Here is an 18,582-nt window from a genome sequence, read left to right as displayed (position 1 = left end):
GATTTTGGTAATCGTTTTGGACGCTAGTGATTTGAAATAGAAAAAGGTCCAAATTTATAATGGCATTACGCATAAAGTTAAACCTTTGCGGTTTTAAACTTCTTCTTTTGCTTACAGTCTTTAGCTGTTCAACAAAGAAGAATTATAATGACTGGGTTGATATAGACCAAAACAACTGCAGCAGCTATAGCCAACGAGGTAAAGGTTATACAGATGATGAGATATCGCCTTTAATAAAAGGCAATGTGAGCATGTGCCATAATAATGAAAATGTTCCTTCTGCTAGAGTTTTTTTTTCTTAGTTCAGAAAGTGATACTATTGGTACAGCCATAACCGCTAAAAATGGGGATTTCTCGCTAATAGTTCAACCCGAGGGATTGCTCTATGGGAAAATTATAGTAGATACATTTGGAACAGGGATGACTATCGAGCATGTTTACATTGCGCCAAATTTTAAAACCTACTTCTTAGATATAAAATTACCAAGGCAGCCCATGTATATTAATGAAGTAGGTTCAAAAAAGGACCAAAAAAAGTTAAGAAAAGAAGTTGAAAAAGCAAATAGAAAACATAAATAAGCGTTATAATCTGATCTGGGAAGTTAAAGTTTCGGTCTTTCTTTTGATCTTTTGTTTCTCATCCTGTTCCGTCATCAAATCCAAAACAGAAAACAATACAATATTGGGCGGGTACGAAGCTTGTAGCTATTTAAACGATTCGCAAGATTCTGTAACGATTTCAGGCATTGTCACTGAAGCTAAGACGAAAAGAAAGGTACCCAATGCCGAGATACGATTTTTAGACTCTGAAGGAAATACGCTCAAAAAAGTATCTTCAGACGCAGATGGATCATTCAATACCAAACTGGCAAAAATCACAAAATTTGGAAGTATCGAAATTGATGGAAATAGTGCTGGTTTTCTCACTATAGCAAACAGAGACTTTGGTATTTTTGTCAATAATACTAAGATAAAAGCTAGACTATTCAAGTACGATTATTCTGCAATGGAACAAGAATTTTACAGGAAAGAAGATCGAGACCAGCTAAAGCAAGAGATAGAAGAAATGAAAAAACAAAAGAGGTAATTGTAGCGTCTAATGCAAAGTGTATAGCGTGTAAGACACTATTAATTAAAATAGCCACCTAGCTCATTTACTAGGTGGCCTTAGAGATTCTTAAAGACAATTGACCAGTTATCAGTTTTGCAAATTTGGATTATTATTCAGCTCGTTTAGAGGGATTGGAAATAAAAAATATTTGCTATTTGGAGATAAGCTGGAGCCATCCGGAAACTTGAGAATATAGTGTCCCATTACAGCTACAGTCTTGCCGGCGTCATCCACGAAGGTCTCATTGGCTTCGCGACGTACGGGCGCCGTCTGCGTCCGAAGAATATCGTAAAGACGGAAACCTTCACCCCATAGTTCTTTACGGCGCTCCAATAAAACTTCCTGTACCACCTTTGCCTTATCGAAATTTGCAGCATCAAGATCTTGCAAGGTCCGTTTACGTCTTAATTCATTTAAGAGGTCTATAGCACCTTTTACATCGTCCAGGCGAGCTCGACTCTCGGCTTCAATAAGCAGCTGTTCCGATGATCGCATTAGAACGATATGTCCATCACGGTTAGGGTGTTTATTTCTAAACTTACGGTAACGATAGGAGCGATAGATCGCCTCAGCAGGTTGCTTGGCAATCTCAAAAAGCGATTTACGCACATCACCAGCTGTAAATAAGCTGATAAAATTGGGGTCGGGAATAATGCTATTATAACCAAAATAGAGGTTAACACCTTTGGCATCTGTCGCGTAGGGAGTTGTCTCAATATAGGCTAAGTAAGAAGCTCCACCCAAATTTTGGGTAGCGGTCTGTGGATGTCCCCAGATCCACTCCGGATTACTGACATCATTAAATCCTTCCTTGTACTGCTCTGCTGTCATAATCGGATAACCGGTACGTGCTTTTGCTGCATAATCACGTGCTTGAACCCAATTCTCCTGTGTCAAATATGTTCTGGCCAGTAGACCGTAAACGACATTAAGGTCGAGTCTATTCTTCACTTTTCGTTTGAAACCTACCAATAATTTTTCGGCTTCTTTCAAATCAGAAATGACCTGCTCATAAACTTCTTTTACTGTTGCCAAGGGTCTAGGAACCGTTGTTGGTGTTGTCGGTTCGATATAAATCGGTATTGCCCTGGCATTGGGGTCTTTCACATAGGTAAACTGGTACTGACGTACGAGATTGAGATAATTCAGACCCCTCAAGGCATAAGCTTGCCCTTTTAAGTATTTTAGGGTTTCTTTACTGTTATCGTCAATTTTAATATTGGCAATCAGATTATTGGCATGGTCAATAGATTTATATTGCAAGGTCCAAAAGAAAAGCGCCCGGCGGGTGGTGTTGTCAAATGGGTCTTTATAGGGATAAGAGTCCCGAAAACCATAGCGGCCATCCCGTGCTATAGCGTCCTCTCCCATCACTTCATGTGTGAGGAAGATGGTCGGGAGGCCAGGATTGTCTTGAGAAGTGCTATTTTCCATCAAAAAACGGATTGATCCGTTGATAAAGGCATCAATATTATTCTCGGAAGAAAATACTTCGGGAGTTGTAATCTGGGTTGCGGGAGCAGTCTCGAAGAAACTGTCACGGCAGGATGAGAGTGCCAATAAAGGGAAAATAATGGTGATATATTTTAATTTCATGGTAAATTAAATAGGAGTGTTAAAACGAAACATTTAGGACGAGGGCGTATGACTTCTGTGCCGGGTAGCGATAGTAGGTAACCCCTCCTACCGTTTGCTCGGGGTCTAGGCCCTGAGTTCCATAGAAGGTCAATAGGTTTTCACCTACAAAACGTATCCGGACATCGGAAAGAGACCATTTTGAAACGAGATTACGCGGAATTGTATAGCTTAAGCTTAAATTCTTTAGGCGTCCATAGCTTGCACTCCGTAGAAAACGTGTAGAGGGTATACTATTCCAGGAATCGGTCACATAAGACAATCGGGGGAAATCGGTCTCTCTATTTTCGGGCGTCCATCTATTAAGGGCCTCCTTGGACCAGCTTCGTCCCGGAGCTGACCCCACATGCATTATCATGGGCTGATCACCATCAAAGATTTTCCCTCCCAAACTATAAGAAAATAGGAAAGATAAATCTATTCCTTTATAACTAAAGTTGTTACTAATACCTCCATAAAGATTAGGCAATGAACTTCCTTCAAAATAAAATGACGCTTCATTTTGATTCGCTGTCGTCGTGCGCCCGGTTATATTTCCTGATGCATCTTTTACATCCTTATACCAGGTTGCCTTGCCAGTCTCCGGATCTACTCCGGCCCATTCCTTGATATAAAAGTCGTAGATGGAACCTCCTTCAACCATTTTTTTCGTGTTACCATATTGCCCAATGGATCCAGTGAGAATTTCTTTTTGTGGGAGTTTGGTGATTTTATTTTTGTAGTGTCCCACATTTGCCGTAATAGACCATCTGAAATCTTTGTTTCGAATAGGTACGCCTGTAATTTGTCCATCAATTCCACGATTGCTCAGTGAACCGATATTAGCATCGATTCCGCTATAACCCGTAGATGGCGAAAGAGGCTTTTGGAAAAGCAGGTCTTTTGACTGCCGATCATAGACATCAATCTGTGCTACCAACCGATTGTTGAATAAAGCGATATCAGCACCAATGTTGAGATTAAGATTTGTCTCCCATTTTAAGTCAGGCGTGGGCAAATCGGAAGGCAAAAGCCCCAGATTGTCCAAACTGTTATAAATAGAATAAAACCCTCCGTAGGCATAATTACCAACTTTATCATTTCCCTGAGCTCCATAACTAGCCCGTAGATTCAGGTTGTTAATCGTACTGATTTCTTTCAGGAAAGATTCCTTTTTCACGTTCCAGGCCGCACCGACAGACCAGAAATTACCCCATCGTGATTGCTTACTAAACCGGGATGAACCGTCTCTACGGTAGCTCGTTGAAAAATGGTAGCGGTCCAGGTAATCGTAATTTACCTGCCCTAACCAGCTCGCTAGCTTGTAATCGGAAGAAGTCCCGTTAAATACACCACTCAGCGTTCCTGCGGAAGGCTCCGTTTTACCGAGCACTTGGAAGCCTGTGCGGCTACCCGATAGCGAAGAAACTCCTTCCACATAGATTTCGGGACCGACCAAAGCACTAAGGTTATGCTTATTACCAAAGATAGTTGTATAGTTTAGAAAGCTATTGACCGTATAGTTGAGTGTACGGCTCGAACTTCGGTTCGCGGATCCAGCTCCATCTGTAAGGACACCTGTACTATAGTACGAATGCGAATAGGTATGTGAACTCGTGTTTCGGTAGTCGATATTAGCAGAGGTCTTCAGGAACAAATTGTCCGCAAATGATATTTTGATATTGGTCCCCAACAAAACTGACTCATTGTTGGTACCGGAAATTGCATTTTCAGCGCTACCTAAAATATTCGAACCACTCGCAGCTGTGGTTGGGCGCCATAACCCATAGTCCCAGATCTTATTGCCCTGTTCATCCAGCACATAACTCCCATCAGGATTGCGCTGATAGACGGGATAAAGATCAGACACTAAACGCTGAAAGTTAGCGAAGTTGCCGGTATTGCTATCGCTCTGCGTGGGCGCACGTTGAAAGCCTGATGACAAGGCAACATTCCCACCAACTTCAAACCAATTATTGACCTTTGATTGTATATTTGTGCGAAAATTATACCTCTTAAAATCAGCCGTACGAATCCAGCCTTGTTCATTGAGGTAACCGGCAGAAAGATAATAACGTGTACTTGCCCCACCTCCACTCAGACTAAGGTCATACTGCTGGCGAATCCCCCTTCGGGAAATTGCTTTTCCCCAGTTATCGTTCCAGAGTGGTGTTGCTCCGGCAACCAGCTTTCCATCAAGCCCTACAGGCTTTGGATAGTTTGGGCCAAAGATGTTTACTTTAAGCGCTCCATCCACTAGATAATCTGTAGCATACTGGGCAGCATTGCTGGCTGATTTCCCTTGATCGAGCTGTGTATTACGGATTGCTTCCCATTGCAGTTCGTAATACTCCTGCTGGGATAGGTATTCATAATCTTTCACTGCCCTGCCCGTATAACCGTAGTTGGCCGAAAAATTAACGGTAGTCTTACTGTTCAGTTCCCCAGATTTTGTCGTGATCACGATAACTCCATTTGCACCACGCGAGCCATATAGTGCGCTTGCTGTCGCATCTTTTAAGACCGAAATTGAAAGGATATCCTTTGGATTAAGACTATTGGGATTGGCTCCGGGTGTACCATCTACAACATAAAGTGGCGCTGTTGATGCGTTTACAGAGCCTATCCCCCTGACAAATAGTTCGGCGTCACTCCCGGGCTGACCTGCTGCGGCAATGGACTGTAGTCCGGGGACTGTCCCCTGCAACGCTTTCCCTATCGTTGTAATCTGTAAATTGTCCAATTCTTTACCACTTACCGTAGCGACAGACCCAGTGTAACTTGATTTTTTAGCGGTAGTATACCCCACAACGACGGTTTCTTCAAGCGTATGATCCACAGGTTCAAGTTCAATAACCACTGGTGAGTGATCTATGACCAAGGTCCGACTCGCATACCCCACGAAGGAAATCGTAACCGTAAAGGGCAATTTTTGACCGGTTACAAATTGAAATTTCCCAAATTTATCAGTGGTTACATGATGGGTTACATCCTTTAGACTTAAGGTGGCACCAGAAAGAGGCTTTCCGCTGACAGCGTCCTGGACAACGCCACTAAGTACAGCATTTATAATCGATTTTGTTTGCTCCTGTGCGAGGGAAGGTACGACAACGCCGCTCCCTGCAAATGAAAGAAGCAAATAAAACAAGCTTGATTTTCTCATTGTTTTTCTGTTTGATGTTTTTTGATTTTTCTTTACTCGCCGTAGATTTCCTTTAATTTCTGCAATAGGGCATCACCTTTAATATTTCGGGCGACAATAGTCCCATGCTCATCGATAAGAAGGTTGCTCGGGATAAAGCGGACACCATACAAGGCTGCAGCTTCCGTATCCCAGAATGAAAGATCAGAAACCTGAGTCCAATCCAATCCATCGTCTTTAATAGCTTTTAACCAGTCTGCTTTTTTCTTATCCAGTGATACGCCGAATACATTAAATCCCCGGCCTTTATATTTGTGGAAAGCGGCTACAATATTGGGATTTTCCCGACGGCAAGGACCACACCAGGCCGCCCAAAAATCAAGTAGCACATATCCTTTACCAAGATGATCACTGAATCGTATTTTATTTCCATCGGGATCTGTAGACACAAAATCTAAAGCTTTGTTGCCTGGCAAAACGGCACGCTGTTTTAGGATCAAATCGTTCAAGATCCGCACATATTGTGTCTGTTGTAATGATTTATCCAGCAATTTTATATGCTCTTCAAGTTCATCCGGCGACAGATTATAAGAATAGTTGCGGAACAATGCATATGCCGCTACAATAGATTTGGGATCCGCTTCAATAAACTGCTTGGCGGTATACTTACGTTGCTCTTTATTTGCACGCTCAAAATAAGCTTGGGCTTTTGATCCTTTCACCGTAGCATGACCGGTATTTTCTCCAGACTCGATGAGTACTTCAATTGGAGCATCCTCCAAAAAAAGCTGGACAGGGTAGCTTTCTTCACTCAACTTCAGTCCATAGAGTTCAGGCAACTGCACTTTAGTTCCGAAACTAAATTGACCGTTATTGACTGAAGCTGAATCAATCGTCCTAAATACTTTATTATCGTATTTTTGCAGATATATTTTACCTTCCTTCAATCCTGCTATTTTTCCTGTTAAACGTAGTGCTGCTACTTTTTGGGCCGATGCCTGGGTAATAAGAAACAGCATCGAAACTGTAAATAATGTCAGTTTACTTTTCATCTATTTAAATTTTTTAGGAGTTTTTATTTTCATTGATATAAATGAGATCGTTTATCTTCTTATCCCAAATTGGAGAACCTGCCCAAGCAAGACGGCATTAAAAAAACTGCGGGCATTGCCAAAGGAAATACCCCGGAATAAGGGATCGTCAACAAAATATACAATGCGTCCATTCCCACTATTTTCGACGAGAATGCTGGCTGTACCTGTAATTCTCTTCTGGTTTTCGGCCGATGCGTAACCATTTAATAAGGGAGATTTGCTATAAATTGCAACATTATTGTAGGCTTGGTCACCAAGCTCAACAAAGAGAGCGTGGTTGCGATAAACAGGCTTTGTTTTCTGGGTGTAACCGTAACCGATGGGATGGCTTCTGTCAATTTCAGTGCTAAAATAGGTTCCACCAATACGCTTTGTTCCCTCCCTACCTTGAGCGGAAGCATAATCAAAGCGTTCTTTTGTTTTCGCTGTTTTTTCCTCTTTGGGCGAGTCACTACCACTCCTCCCGTCCAGAAATTTGAAAGAAGCAATTTTCTGTTCTGCAAGCCATTGTCCGGTACGTCCAAAAGCAATTAATGTTCCTCCATTTTTTACCCAGGTTCGGATGCGCTCAATAGCTACCGAATCCAGTCCAGTATACTCACCGCTGACCAAAACAAGTACTTGATATTCCTCGAGGTTTACACGATTAAATTGATCCATATTTAACCGTAAAATAGGCTGTTCCAATTGGCGCTCAAATGTATACCACACTTCACCGGCCTCATAGGCACTGATCCCACTTCCAGTCAGAAGTAATGCATTTTGAGGCGCTAGGCTGTTAAATCCACTGCTTCCGAGATCTATTCCCTTCCCGCTGTATCCCGTGGAAGCAGATGTAATGGTGATATTTCCTCTTTTATTCAATTTCTGCAAGAAATCAAATAATTCATCCGCTGAGATGGGCTGGCCATGTATGGGAATCAACAGGCTACCATAATCAAACCCAATAGTCTTGCCCTGATCAGACAGTTCAAAAGGACTGCTAGCAGACTTCACAAAGATGCCGCGCTGTAACAATTGCGATAACAACCAAGCTGCTCCCTCCTGTCGCCAGTCTACGAGATACGCATAATTGCTTCTTGTCAATGCAACAGCAGGTGTATTGATGGAAGAAATCTGATCCATCTCTCCGTTGTCTAATGCTTCTTTTAGCCCTACATAAGAAAAACCATAGAGATAGGCAATGGAATTGCCCGACCCATCGTAAAAAACGCTATCCACATACGTTTTTGTTTCATCAAAAATGACTTTGACCAGCCGATAGTTCGCCTGTGAGGTCGGAATAATAATTGAAGTACCTTTTTCAAAATCTTTACCATCAACCTTACGGTCACGTTTGTTCGTTATGTAACGGATTTGATGTCTGGCAAGAAGTTCTTTAAAATGTACCGCTGTGTTATTATTATATTTTAGATCCACCAAATAACCTTTGACCGGATCTTTTTGGGCCAATTCTAGAGCGGACTGGAAGAATTTCAATTGATTTTCTAAAAGCGCAGCACGATGATCAATAGATGCGCTAATGCTCGCCAAAGCTATTCTGAAGTGATTTCGGATAGCAAAGGGATAAGTTAGATCGCCATTGTTTGTACGCTGAAAGAGACCTCGCGGACTTGCCTGCTCAAAGAGAATTCCGATGCTTCCGGCATGATCAGGATAGGTAGATCCATAAGTTGGATTGATATTGTCAAATTGTTCTTTGGTGAAATATAAAGATCCAATTTCATCCAAAGCATTCGCATAGTAAGCAGCGAATTTTTGATTTAGTTGATAGGTACTTTTAGGTACTAAGGGAGATTCTTGTGCCGCTGGCTTTGTGGGCTCAAAAAAGAAAGAAGATGCTGCTCCCATCTCATGAAAGTCTCCCTGAAAATGGGGTAACCAGTATTGAAAATAACTGACGCGCGCTTTACTTTCAGGATTTACCTGATTGATCCAATCGCGGTTTAAGTCAAACAAATAGTGATTTGTCCGGCCCCCGGGCCAAGCTTCGTTGTGCTCTCTATCCAGGGAGCTTCCGTTTGGTGGATATGTTGCATTGGCATTTACCCAATTGACATAGCGATCATAACCATCAGGATTACGGACCGGATCTATAAAAAATATTCCGTTTGCAAGTGATTTAGCAACGACAGGATCTTGGGACGCTGCCAAGTAATAAGCAGTTAAAATTGAGGCTTCAGCAGCGGAGGTTTCGTTACCATGAACACTGAAACCCAAAAACACCAATGCGGGCTGTGCCTCCTTAGACACTACTATCCGGTTCGCTTTTGCGTTGGTAATCGTTTCAATATGCTGTTGACGGATTTGTTCGCTATTACGGATGTTTTCCGGTGAAGAAGCTTTCAGCACAACTAATAGTCTCCCTTCCCAGGTACGACCAATCGTATCTATCTTTATCCGGTCGGAACGTTGTTCAAGTATCTTAAAATAATCAACAATCTGGTCATAACGGGTATGACTATGACCTATTTGGTAATTGAAAAATTGACTTGGGGCAGGGATGTTTGGTGCAAAAAGGCTTCCCGCCGGAAAATAATAATCTTTCTCCAAGTTCTGTCCGCCGGATTCATTTTGAAACACTTTGGGCACTGAGACTCCTTGGGCAGAAGCGAAAATAATACTGCTCCACAGAAAAAAAATCAATAGCGAGCACTGGAAAAATACTTCGTATTTTTTCATAGGATGAATGAGTTTAATAAGTGAGTACTAACAAGTAGGATGATTCTACTCGCTGCATAAGAAATAATAAGAGGAATACTATCCCCTACTATGCGTTAAAAAAGTCTGGAAGAAAAAACTTAAGCGCAATAGCGCATTCGAAATGGAGTAAGGTTTAATCGAATGTTTTTCATCTTGTGAATGTCGGAAAAGGTTGATCTTTGTTGTTTCATTTAAACTTGCTTTTGTTAGGTAATATCGTAGCCAACGCCAATTGATAAACGATCTGATCACAAATATAAAACATCTCACCAATAAATACTACTAAATTAGTAGTATTTATTTTATTGATGGCCAAAACCGAAATAACTCATTGTATACGAAACTTATATTGTGAAGCTTGTAAACTTTGTTTCCAAGAATTAAAATTATGTGCCACTCACCAATGCTTCTCAGGGTGTAGAACATCTGGCGAAAAATTTACCTTAGAATTCTACGAAAAGCGTCTTGGGATGACGATTAAAGACTATAAGTATACTTTGCAAAGAAAAGTCTTTAAAAATTTCACAACGGAAGACGGACTACAGGCCAATAACGTCAACTCAATCATGGAAGACCGTAAGGGAAAAATGTGATTTGGGTGATATAGACTAGTTTAGAAAGTGTTGTCAATAGAGATTTCAAGCATTCCTCCCGATATAATCAGATGGGGCGAAGCTATGGCAAGCATCAATTCTATATTTCGCTACCGCCATCGCTGCTAGGAATAGGATCGCTTTTTATCGTTAATTCTCTGTGTGTAAGTCCCCATCCAATCATAGCTTCGATAATACCCATCATATTCTTTCCAGATGCCGTCAGATTGTACTCGATAATATGATCTACTTCGGTTCTTTCCACAATACCATTGATCTCTAATTCCTTCAATTCTTTGGAAAGCATTTTAGGCGTTATTTTAAACACGTTATCTTTTAAATCTTTGAAACGGGTATTCTTACGAAAAAGGGAGGCAATGATGGGCAATTTCCATTTACCGCTCACTACATTTAAAGTATCCATTAAAGCCAAAACATAACTGCGTGGACATGCTTCAGATCCACTATTGATTATTTCTTCAAAACTTTTCATTATCAGCTAAAAGATTTGGTATACATATGTATACCGTTAATTGTGTCTCCAAAAGTCGAATAGACGTAATGGCTTTTCTAACTTTGTAAAGTTAAAAAATATATTATTATGATGTTAATAACAGGAGCAACAGGACAATTCGGTGGTAAAGCTGTCGAACATTTACTAAATAAGGGGGTTCAACCTTCCCAAATTACGCTATTGGTTAGAGACGCGGAGAAAGCAAAAAAATTCGAAGCAAAAGGAATAAATATACGTATCGGAGATTATCAGAATGAAGCTTCATTAATGATGGCGATGCAGGATATAGACAAATTGTTTTTGGTATCTAGTAATGATAAACAGGCCTACGAAAACCGCACCGTTCACCACAAAGCAGTAATCGATGCTGCAAAACAAGCAAATGTAAAACACATCTTCTATACCTCTTTTGTTCGTATTCCGGGATATGAACAATCTGCTATTGCAGGTTTTCAGCAATCGCACGTAGATACAGAAGCTACTTTAAAAGATAGCGGCATAACGTACACCATCCTTCAAAATGGTATTTATTTTGAAATGCTTCCCATTTTTACCGGTGCTGATGTTGCAAAAAACGGAACAATATTATTTCCGGCAGGTAATGGAAAAGCAAGTTATGTTTTACGTGAAGAATTGGCAGAGGCCGCAGCTCACGTTTTGACTACCGAAGGACATGAAAACAAAACCTATTCACTAACAAATACGACATCTTTTAACTTTCACGATGTCGCCGAAGCAATAGGGAATACTATAGAAAAGGATATCAGCTATGTTTCGCCTGATGTAGCCGAATATGAGGCTATACTAAAACAGGCAAATGTGCCGGAAGCATTCGCAGGTGTTTTTAGTATGTGGGCGTTGGCTCAAGCACAAGGAACCATGGATGTTGAAGATGATACATTGGAACAATTTTTAGGAAGAAAACCAACTTCACTGCAACAATTCATTAACATACTGTACAAATAATACTCATTTGGCCCCAATTAACTTTAAAGGCTAATTGGGGCTCTGTTCCACAATAGAATTTACTAGATAGATATATGAGTTATTTTAATCCTATTCAAATGGAAGAATGCATTGATTGCATATCAATGGAAACAGTCTAAAATACATTTAACTAAGCTTTGTAGCCCATGTTTCACGTAGATTGCCAATATGTTCTTAAAAACAGAATAAGCATGCAGGATTTAAATAGCGGTAATATTGATAGTATTTTTAAAGATTTTTAGGAAATTCGTCCTTCCACCAAGTGAAGCGCCAATCATCAGCTTCTTCTTCGGTCAACAAACACGATTCCAACTCCTGAAGGTATTTATCCTTCTCCAAATGTTGTCCTATAAAAACTAATTCATTTTTACGATCCTCCCATTCTGGATGCCAACGCTTTAGTAAATCAGCCCTTATCTCGTGATAAATCGGATATTGATAGCGCATTTCTTCGGGCATACTACTCCACCAAGAGCCCGCACTCTCTAGACGGACACTTCCACCGGCCTGACTAAAACTAATTGCCGTATCGGGTCTAGACGCTAACCAAAAAAGACCCTTTGCGCGGATTATATTATGGGGATAATGCTCATTTAAATAGCGATGTAACCGCTGTGGATGAAAGGGCCGTTGCGAACGAAAGACAAATGATGAAATTCCATACTCTTCTGTTTCGGGAACATGATCTGCCTCAAGCTCCTTTAACCAACCTGCTGATGCAGATGCTTCTTCAAAATCGAACCTATCAGTACCCATAATTTCTGTGGGATCGACCTGTCCAAATTGAGTTCTTATTAGCTTGGCCCCAGGATTGAGTTTACCAATAGCTGCTTCTAAAGTTCCTATTGTTTCCTCAGATACAAGATCTGCTTTGTTTAAAACAATAACATTTGCAAACTCTATTTGATCTGTCAATAGATTTACAATTGTCCTATTATCCATATCATCATCAGCCAATTTCCTATCCAACAAAGTGTCTGCACTACCAAAATCCTTAGAAAAATTGAAACAATCTACCACAGTGACCATTGTATCAATATAGCTAAAAGATGAGAGATCAATCCCGTTAGTAGGATCGACGCAACTAAATGTCTGAGCAACAGGAATTGGCTCAGATATCCCTGTACTTTCAATCAAGAGATAATCAAATCGATCTTCTTTTGCTAAGCGCTCAACCTCAATCATCAAATCTTCCCTTAATGTGCAACAGATGCATCCGTTACTCATTTCAACAAGTTTTTCCTCAGTACGGGAAAGAACATTTTCACGCTCAACAGACTGTGCATCTATATTCACTTCACTCATATCATTTACAATCACGGCAACCTTTTTACCTTCCTTATTATGCAACACGTGATTTAACAATGATGTTTTGCCAGCACCCAAGAAGCCGCTTAAGACTGTAACCGGTAATTTATTTTCCATTTTGATCAAAATTAATTTTACTTGTATGCTCCTCTAAGTCAGCAATTACTTTCATCCAGTCTTTGATATTCTCAAGATGTTCTTTCCCGTAATTAGCTACAAAACGTTGCGTTTCGGCATTTGAATAGTCGTTATAGATAGCTAACCGGCTTTTGACAAAATCTACCGTTAATGGAATGCCACATTTCTTTTCGATACACCATTTCCAGTCTTCAAAGTTTTTAGGAATTATATTCATTGTCTTCTATTTATAAACAAAAGTAATTACAATCATTCATAAAAGCAATTTAGTTGCATTTAAAAAATAATAGCGCGATGCTTGTCCATAAAATCCCCGAGTCTCTATCTAAGGGGATATGGATCATGCACGAAAACAAAACTAATTCGCACGTTTCGTAAAACGTCAATGGCGTAGAGGATTAATATTTTTGCAGTATTACTTAAAACATAAAAATAGAACCCAATAAACAAAAACTATTCACCATGCTGAAACCAACTCTTAAATCGTTATTGATCTATGCTCCCCTGCTATCACTCATCTCCTGCAGCAAAGAAAATGGAAGTGCTTACACCGGGGCATACCGGCATAGCATTCGGGTTGTAATAAGAGATGGTAAGAACTTCAACAACAGGGCAATAGAGGTAGAAATTTGCGGTATGCTGCTCCTGAGTTGACTTTTCACTGAGATAACAGAAACCTTTGCAGGTGGCTGCAGGCATATACCGATAGACACATAAATTTTGTTCAATATAACTCCGGTTAGCCTCAAAACCTATGTACACCCACAACAGATTTGTTGACTGTAGGCAAATAGCCCAAGCCATCATGGTACAAAACAACAATCTGATTTTGTGGGTTTTCATAGGTCGATTTATTTCGAAGCGCTACTACGTTCTCTTAAATATTCCAAAATAGCTCTGGCTTCCTCCTGCTGTAGTCCTAAGCTAATCATCGGTGAACTGAAATCTTTGCTCAGGGCTATTGCATCGGCATCTTTTTCAAGCATAGTGGCAGGATCCAACATCATGTTCATAATCCATTCTGGCGTACGCCGCTTCACCACACCATCCAACGATGGCCCCACTAAAGTGCGTTCAAAATTGTGGCACATGGCACATTTGGAAACAAAGAGCTCTACACCTTTATTGGCTAGCTTTGCATCAAATGGTTTGTGTTCGATAGCGGTAACAGGCCCTACTCCTTTGGACCCATCTGATTTGAAGTCCAACATTGCTGCTTCTGTTGATGCTACAGGTTGGTTTGCTGCTGTACTGCTGCTGCTTTCTTTCTTCTTGTCTCCATTCCCACCGCAGGCGATCATTCCGATGATACCGAGACAGGAAAGAATTACGTTGATTCGTTTGTTCATCTCTCTTTTATGTTATGGTGATTAAAAACTATAGGAAATATGCGTAAGCCAGCGGCCGCCCGATTTAGCGCGGCTGTCGGCAAGATCCTGGGACAATAAGGTCTGATAGTTGGCTCCGACGCTAATTTTACCCATATTGACTTCGACACCGCCTATTCCAGCCAGGCTATAGCCTCCTGACTGAGCCACATCATAACGTGCCATGGTGACATCCTTAGGCTGTGTCTCGTACCCCACCCCTAAGTTGGGCGATAGGCGGACTTTATCTTTTATATTGAATTTGTAGTATAGCAATGAATTGACAGAAAATTTGTTACCATACCGGTAATCGTATTTGTTCTCTGTATTCATCTTATAACTAACATTGGTGTTGAGTCCCAAATCCATTATGCGGATATCATAAGCCAGATTTAGCATAAAATCTGTACTGGCTGTACCCAGCTGAAAATTGTTGGGCTCATCCTGACTGGCTGATGAACGTTGGGAATTGTCATACTTACCTGTCGGCGCTTTGATTCCCGCACCTACCCAAAGGGAATGGTTGAACATTTTGTTTGACATCGTTCCTCCCATCTCTTCAAACACTTTGTAATAGCCATAGACTACCACATCGCCAAGGCCATTCATCTTCCCCATATCGCCACTTCCAGGGATCTTACGCTCATTGAAATTGTAGGGAACAATCGCCATAACCCGCCAGCGGCTCCCAAAGTTCCATGCTCCCCAGAGTTCCATCGTCTGATAGGTCTCGTCGGCACTGAGTGGTGTACGGCTGCCTGTAGGTCCCAAGTGGGTCTGTAAAGTTTTATATTGGTAACGTACCCCCACAAAACGCTTATTAAACTGTGGCAGGATGCCCAAGTAATAGCTGCCTACGCCACAGCCACAGATATCACATGCCCAAGACGATAAGGGAAATAGTGCAAGAGCAAGTATTATTATTTTTATTTTTATTCGTTTCATATTGATTTTAGTTTACCACAAAGCCCGTATTTCCAGGTTCTCCCAACATTTTGTTATTTACGAAAGAGGCATCATTTAAGGTTTTTAGGAATGCCAACAGATTGGCTTTCTCTTCATCTGACATCGAGATGCCCAAAGTACCGTCGGCTTTCCGGAATCCCGGGTCCAAGGTTTTGGAATCTACCATGCCGTTACGGTAGTGTTCTAATACCCGGTCCAAGGTCAGGAAACGGCCGTCATGCATATACGGACCTGTATAGGACAAGTTGCGCAGACTTGGTGTCTTGAATTTATAGCGATCATTATGATTCAATGTCACGGTATCTCTACCGATATCGTGGGCATGATTGGGTGATAATCCATTGTTATGGTAATCCCGATCGGTAAATAGTGGCTCAGTATGACAGCGCGAGCAGTTGTTTTGATAAAAGAGATAGCCTTTTTTTTCAGCATCTGTAAAAGAGACTCCGTTTTCCTTCCGCATGACCTGATCATACTTTGAATTGGCACTAATGGCCATTAGCATAAATTGAGACAGCGCCTTAAAGAATCGCTCGTCTGTGATACCTTCGCTACCGAAGGCTTTCTTGAATCGCTGCTGATAATCGGAATCTTTGCGCAGTTTGCTCAGCACATTGCTCACCGACTCATCCATTTCCACAGGATTGGTAATCGCATTGACAGGCGACATATCTAAATCGAAAACACCTCCATCCCAAAAGAACTCCTTTTGCCAGGCCATATTGAAAATAGGCATCGGATTTCGAATGCCCAACCTGTCGTCGATCCCATGGCTCACATCGTGGCCATGGTGGGTAAATGCTGCCGAAAGAATATGGCAGCTACCACAGGCAATGGTATTGTTGCGGGATAGACGCGGCTCATAAAACAGTTGCCGCCCCAACTCAAATACTTCAGATGTAATGGGATTGCGTTCAAATTTATAAACGGGCTCAGGAAAATTTGCAGGACGTACAAATCCAGGGAATATATCCTCTGCAATATCATCTGCTTTATGACAGGCCCAAACCAGGCCTAAAACGAGTGCTAAGACAATAAACTTTTTCATAGTTACAGTTCAGATTCGCTTTTCACGAAGTTTTCGGTGTGATCATGTGTAAACATGGACGTAAAATTATTAGCGATGTTCTGGCTAAATTCGCTGAACATGACATTTGGATGCTGCACAATAGAAAATGTGTAAGGCCCATTGAACAGTTTCATGACATCAACGAACAAATGCACATTGCTTCGCAAGCCTTCGCGGACCTGGGCAATACCAGCCTGATCTAGATCCATCGTAATCTCTTTGATATTGTTTAGTGTGGGTGCTTTGGGGTTGTAGCCACCATAACCGCCAATATGATATTTAAATTGCTTATTACCTGTTGGGTCGCCTTGCTGGTCATCGGAAATTTTGTCACAATACCCTTCTAGTTTGAAGAAAATATAACCTTGATTCCATCCCCAATACATCCCATCATGCCCCTCATCCGGATTAAACGACAGTACGCCCTGACGGGCTTCGGTAGGCATGGTGCTGCGTGCACTATCGACACCGATAATAAATTTCACCCTATTATAGTCGCCCTCAGGAACGTCCACCTTTGCAAATCGTGTCGCTTTCTCCGAGCCCTCGATAAAAAAGTAGCTCTTTTCCTGGGGAACAACATACTCGCTGCCATCAGCTTTGTAAAGCTTTATGTTGCTGATATAATACCGCAATATCTTGATCCGGAAGGTTTCGCCCTTAGCATTTTTATAGGTACGAGGATCAAATCCCAATGTCTCATCGCCAACAATGTTGTCAAATTCGATGGAGAATACACCTTTCTTGGTCTCATCTGGTGCTGGCGCATCCTTTTTGCTGCAACCGGTAGCAAAGATGAGTGTCATTGACAGAATGAACACAGAAATACTAAATTGAATCGTTTTCATATTTTTTTTATTGTTATTTAATCCCTTTGATGTCTTACTTTGGATTAGCATACTTCGCTTCTGATAGTAGTGTTTCGTCGGTAAGACTAGTTAAAAATGCTTTGACCGCTTCTACTTCTTTGTCTGACAGGGGTATGCCCGCATTCCCGTTATCTTGAAAAAGCAGCCGGTCGGTATATTTTGTGCTTTTTATCCCAAATCTGTAATGTTGTAAAACTTCATCAATGGTTGAAAAACGCCCGTCATGCATATACGGAGCGCTAACCATAATGTTGCGTAAAGAAGGCGTTTTATAAGCGCCCAAGTCTTTGCTGTCGTAGCTGATACGATACCTGCCCTTGTAGACCCAATCTTTGGAATCGTCACTAAAATCCGCATCGATTCCATTGTTATGATAATTGTTGTCGGTAAACAGTTCCGAAGAATGGCAGCCTGCGCATTTTGCCTGTACCAGCTGCATACCCAGCAGCTCTTTTTCGCTGAAAGAGACTTTTCTGTCTCCACGTTTGTAGCGGTCATATTTTGAATTGGCCGATATAATCGTCCGCTGAAATTGGGCCAGCGCCTTGACCACGCCGGCGGCCGTGGGATTTTCCCCAAATGCCTCTTTAAAAAGGCTGACATAGGATGGCTTTGCCATCAGCCGATCAACCATTTCTGGAAAATAAATTCCCATTTCATCTTCGTGGGTCAACGGTCCGAAGGCTTGTGATTCTAAATTTTTAGATCCACCGTCCCAGAAAAGTCCATTGTTGGCCCAGGCCAGATTGAACAATGCCGGAGAATGCCGATCCAGGGCTTTGCCCGAAATACCAAGATTGGAAAGGATCAGACCATCCGAGAACGCACGGTCCTGATGATGGCAGCTTGCGCAGCTTACTGTCATCGTTGAGGACAGTAAGGATTCATAAAACAGGCGCCGTCCCAGTTCGACGCCTGCCTTTGTGAGGGGATTGTCTGGCGTTGCAGCTGGCTGGGGAAAGTTGGCCGGCACTTCCAGTACATAAGCAATATTATCTTTTGGACCAACCGGTTCTACGGCTTCCTTCTGACAGGAAAACATTAAATTGGCCACCAACAAAAAACCAAACTGAAATACCTTAATTCTTTTTGATATTGACATCCCCA

Annotated in this window: 17 protein-coding genes; 4 read left to right on the top strand and 13 right to left on the bottom strand. The window is 41.5% G+C overall.

Annotated elements, in window-relative coordinates:
* Positions 1-264 precede the first annotated feature (264 nt).
* Positions 265-579 carry a hypothetical protein gene (locus tag B3E00_RS14125; RefSeq protein ID WP_293938968.1) on the top strand — a complete coding sequence of 105 codons (315 nt, stop codon included), beginning with the start codon at positions 265-267 and terminating at the stop codon, positions 577-579.
* Positions 551-1,087, top strand: a complete 537-nt coding sequence (locus tag B3E00_RS14120) for a carboxypeptidase-like regulatory domain-containing protein (protein WP_293938966.1) — start codon at positions 551-553, stop codon at positions 1,085-1,087. The genes B3E00_RS14125 and B3E00_RS14120 overlap by 29 nt, the downstream gene beginning before the upstream one ends.
* A gap of 111 nt (positions 1,088-1,198) precedes the next feature.
* Here the strand turns inward: B3E00_RS14120 and B3E00_RS14115 are convergent, their stop codons facing one another.
* The 4 genes from B3E00_RS14115 to B3E00_RS14100 are packed head-to-tail and all read right to left on the bottom strand — an operon-like array spanning position 1,199 to position 9,643.
* Positions 1,199-2,707, bottom strand: coding sequence for a RagB/SusD family nutrient uptake outer membrane protein (locus B3E00_RS14115; RefSeq protein ID WP_293938964.1), 1,509 nt, complete (start codon positions 2,705-2,707; stop codon positions 1,199-1,201).
* A gap of 19 nt (positions 2,708-2,726) precedes the next feature.
* Complete coding sequence (locus tag B3E00_RS14110) at positions 2,727-5,888, bottom strand: SusC/RagA family TonB-linked outer membrane protein (RefSeq protein WP_293938962.1); 3,162 nt, start codon at positions 5,886-5,888, stop codon at positions 2,727-2,729.
* A 32-nt stretch (positions 5,889-5,920) separates the two neighbouring features.
* On the bottom strand, positions 5,921-6,919 hold the full coding sequence (locus B3E00_RS14105; RefSeq protein WP_293938961.1) for a TlpA disulfide reductase family protein: 999 nt from the start codon (positions 6,917-6,919) through the stop codon (positions 5,921-5,923).
* 51 nt (positions 6,920-6,970) lie between these two features.
* Positions 6,971-9,643: a M14 family metallopeptidase gene (locus B3E00_RS14100; RefSeq protein WP_293938960.1), complete on the bottom strand. Its 2,673-nt coding sequence runs from the start codon at positions 9,641-9,643 to the stop codon at positions 6,971-6,973.
* 491 nt (positions 9,644-10,134) lie between these two features.
* On the opposite strand from B3E00_RS14100, the gene B3E00_RS14095 reads away from it, so the two are divergent.
* Positions 10,135-10,257 (top strand): hypothetical protein, encoded by a 123-nt coding sequence (locus tag B3E00_RS14095; RefSeq protein WP_293938959.1) that lies wholly within the window; start codon positions 10,135-10,137, stop codon positions 10,255-10,257.
* A gap of 100 nt (positions 10,258-10,357) precedes the next feature.
* Here B3E00_RS14095 and B3E00_RS14090 read toward each other — a convergent pair whose 3' ends face one another.
* On the bottom strand, positions 10,358-10,750 hold the full coding sequence (locus B3E00_RS14090; protein WP_293938958.1) for a winged helix-turn-helix transcriptional regulator: 393 nt from the start codon (positions 10,748-10,750) through the stop codon (positions 10,358-10,360).
* A gap of 108 nt (positions 10,751-10,858) precedes the next feature.
* On the opposite strand from B3E00_RS14090, the gene B3E00_RS14085 reads away from it, so the two are divergent.
* Positions 10,859-11,737: an SDR family oxidoreductase gene (locus B3E00_RS14085; protein WP_293938956.1), complete on the top strand. Its 879-nt coding sequence runs from the start codon at positions 10,859-10,861 to the stop codon at positions 11,735-11,737.
* Positions 11,738-11,986: 249 nt separating this feature from the next.
* On the opposite strand, the gene B3E00_RS14080 is transcribed toward B3E00_RS14085, so the two are convergent.
* The 8 genes from B3E00_RS14080 to B3E00_RS14045 all read right to left on the bottom strand — a co-directional run bounded on the left by B3E00_RS14080 (position 11,987) and on the right by B3E00_RS14045 (position 18,577).
* The gene (locus tag B3E00_RS14080; RefSeq protein WP_293938955.1) at positions 11,987-13,183 is read right to left on the bottom strand and encodes a GTP-binding protein; all 1,197 of its coding nucleotides are present in this window, start codon (positions 13,181-13,183) and stop codon (positions 11,987-11,989) included.
* Positions 13,173-13,421 carry a hypothetical protein gene (locus B3E00_RS14075; RefSeq protein WP_293938953.1) on the bottom strand — a complete coding sequence of 83 codons (249 nt, stop codon included), beginning with the start codon at positions 13,419-13,421 and terminating at the stop codon, positions 13,173-13,175. The genes B3E00_RS14080 and B3E00_RS14075 overlap by 11 nt, the downstream gene beginning before the upstream one ends.
* Positions 13,422-13,714: 293 nt before the next feature.
* Positions 13,715-14,047 (bottom strand): hypothetical protein, encoded by a 333-nt coding sequence (locus tag B3E00_RS14070; protein ID WP_293938951.1) that lies wholly within the window; start codon positions 14,045-14,047, stop codon positions 13,715-13,717.
* 8 nt (positions 14,048-14,055) lie between these two features.
* Entirely contained in the window at positions 14,056-14,553 is a 498-nt protein-coding gene (locus B3E00_RS14065; protein WP_293938949.1) for a c-type cytochrome, read from the bottom strand.
* A 21-nt stretch (positions 14,554-14,574) separates the two neighbouring features.
* Positions 14,575-15,516: a transporter gene (locus B3E00_RS14060; protein ID WP_293938947.1), complete on the bottom strand. Its 942-nt coding sequence runs from the start codon at positions 15,514-15,516 to the stop codon at positions 14,575-14,577.
* 7 nt (positions 15,517-15,523) lie between these two features.
* Entirely contained in the window at positions 15,524-16,585 is a 1,062-nt protein-coding gene (locus tag B3E00_RS14055; protein ID WP_293884877.1) for a cytochrome-c peroxidase, read from the bottom strand.
* A 2-nt stretch (positions 16,586-16,587) separates the two neighbouring features.
* Positions 16,588-17,454 (bottom strand): MbnP family protein, encoded by an 867-nt coding sequence (locus B3E00_RS14050; protein WP_293884876.1) that lies wholly within the window; start codon positions 17,452-17,454, stop codon positions 16,588-16,590.
* Between the two features lie 34 nt (positions 17,455-17,488).
* Positions 17,489-18,577 (bottom strand): cytochrome-c peroxidase, encoded by a 1,089-nt coding sequence (locus B3E00_RS14045; protein WP_293938945.1) that lies wholly within the window; start codon positions 18,575-18,577, stop codon positions 17,489-17,491.
* Between the last annotated feature and the right edge of the window lie 5 nt (positions 18,578-18,582).

The organism is Sphingobacterium sp. UBA5996 (genome assembly GCF_002429765.1).
Lineage (GTDB): Bacteria > Bacteroidota > Bacteroidia > Sphingobacteriales > Sphingobacteriaceae > Sphingobacterium.
This window is presented reverse-complemented; position numbering and strand designations above follow the sequence as displayed.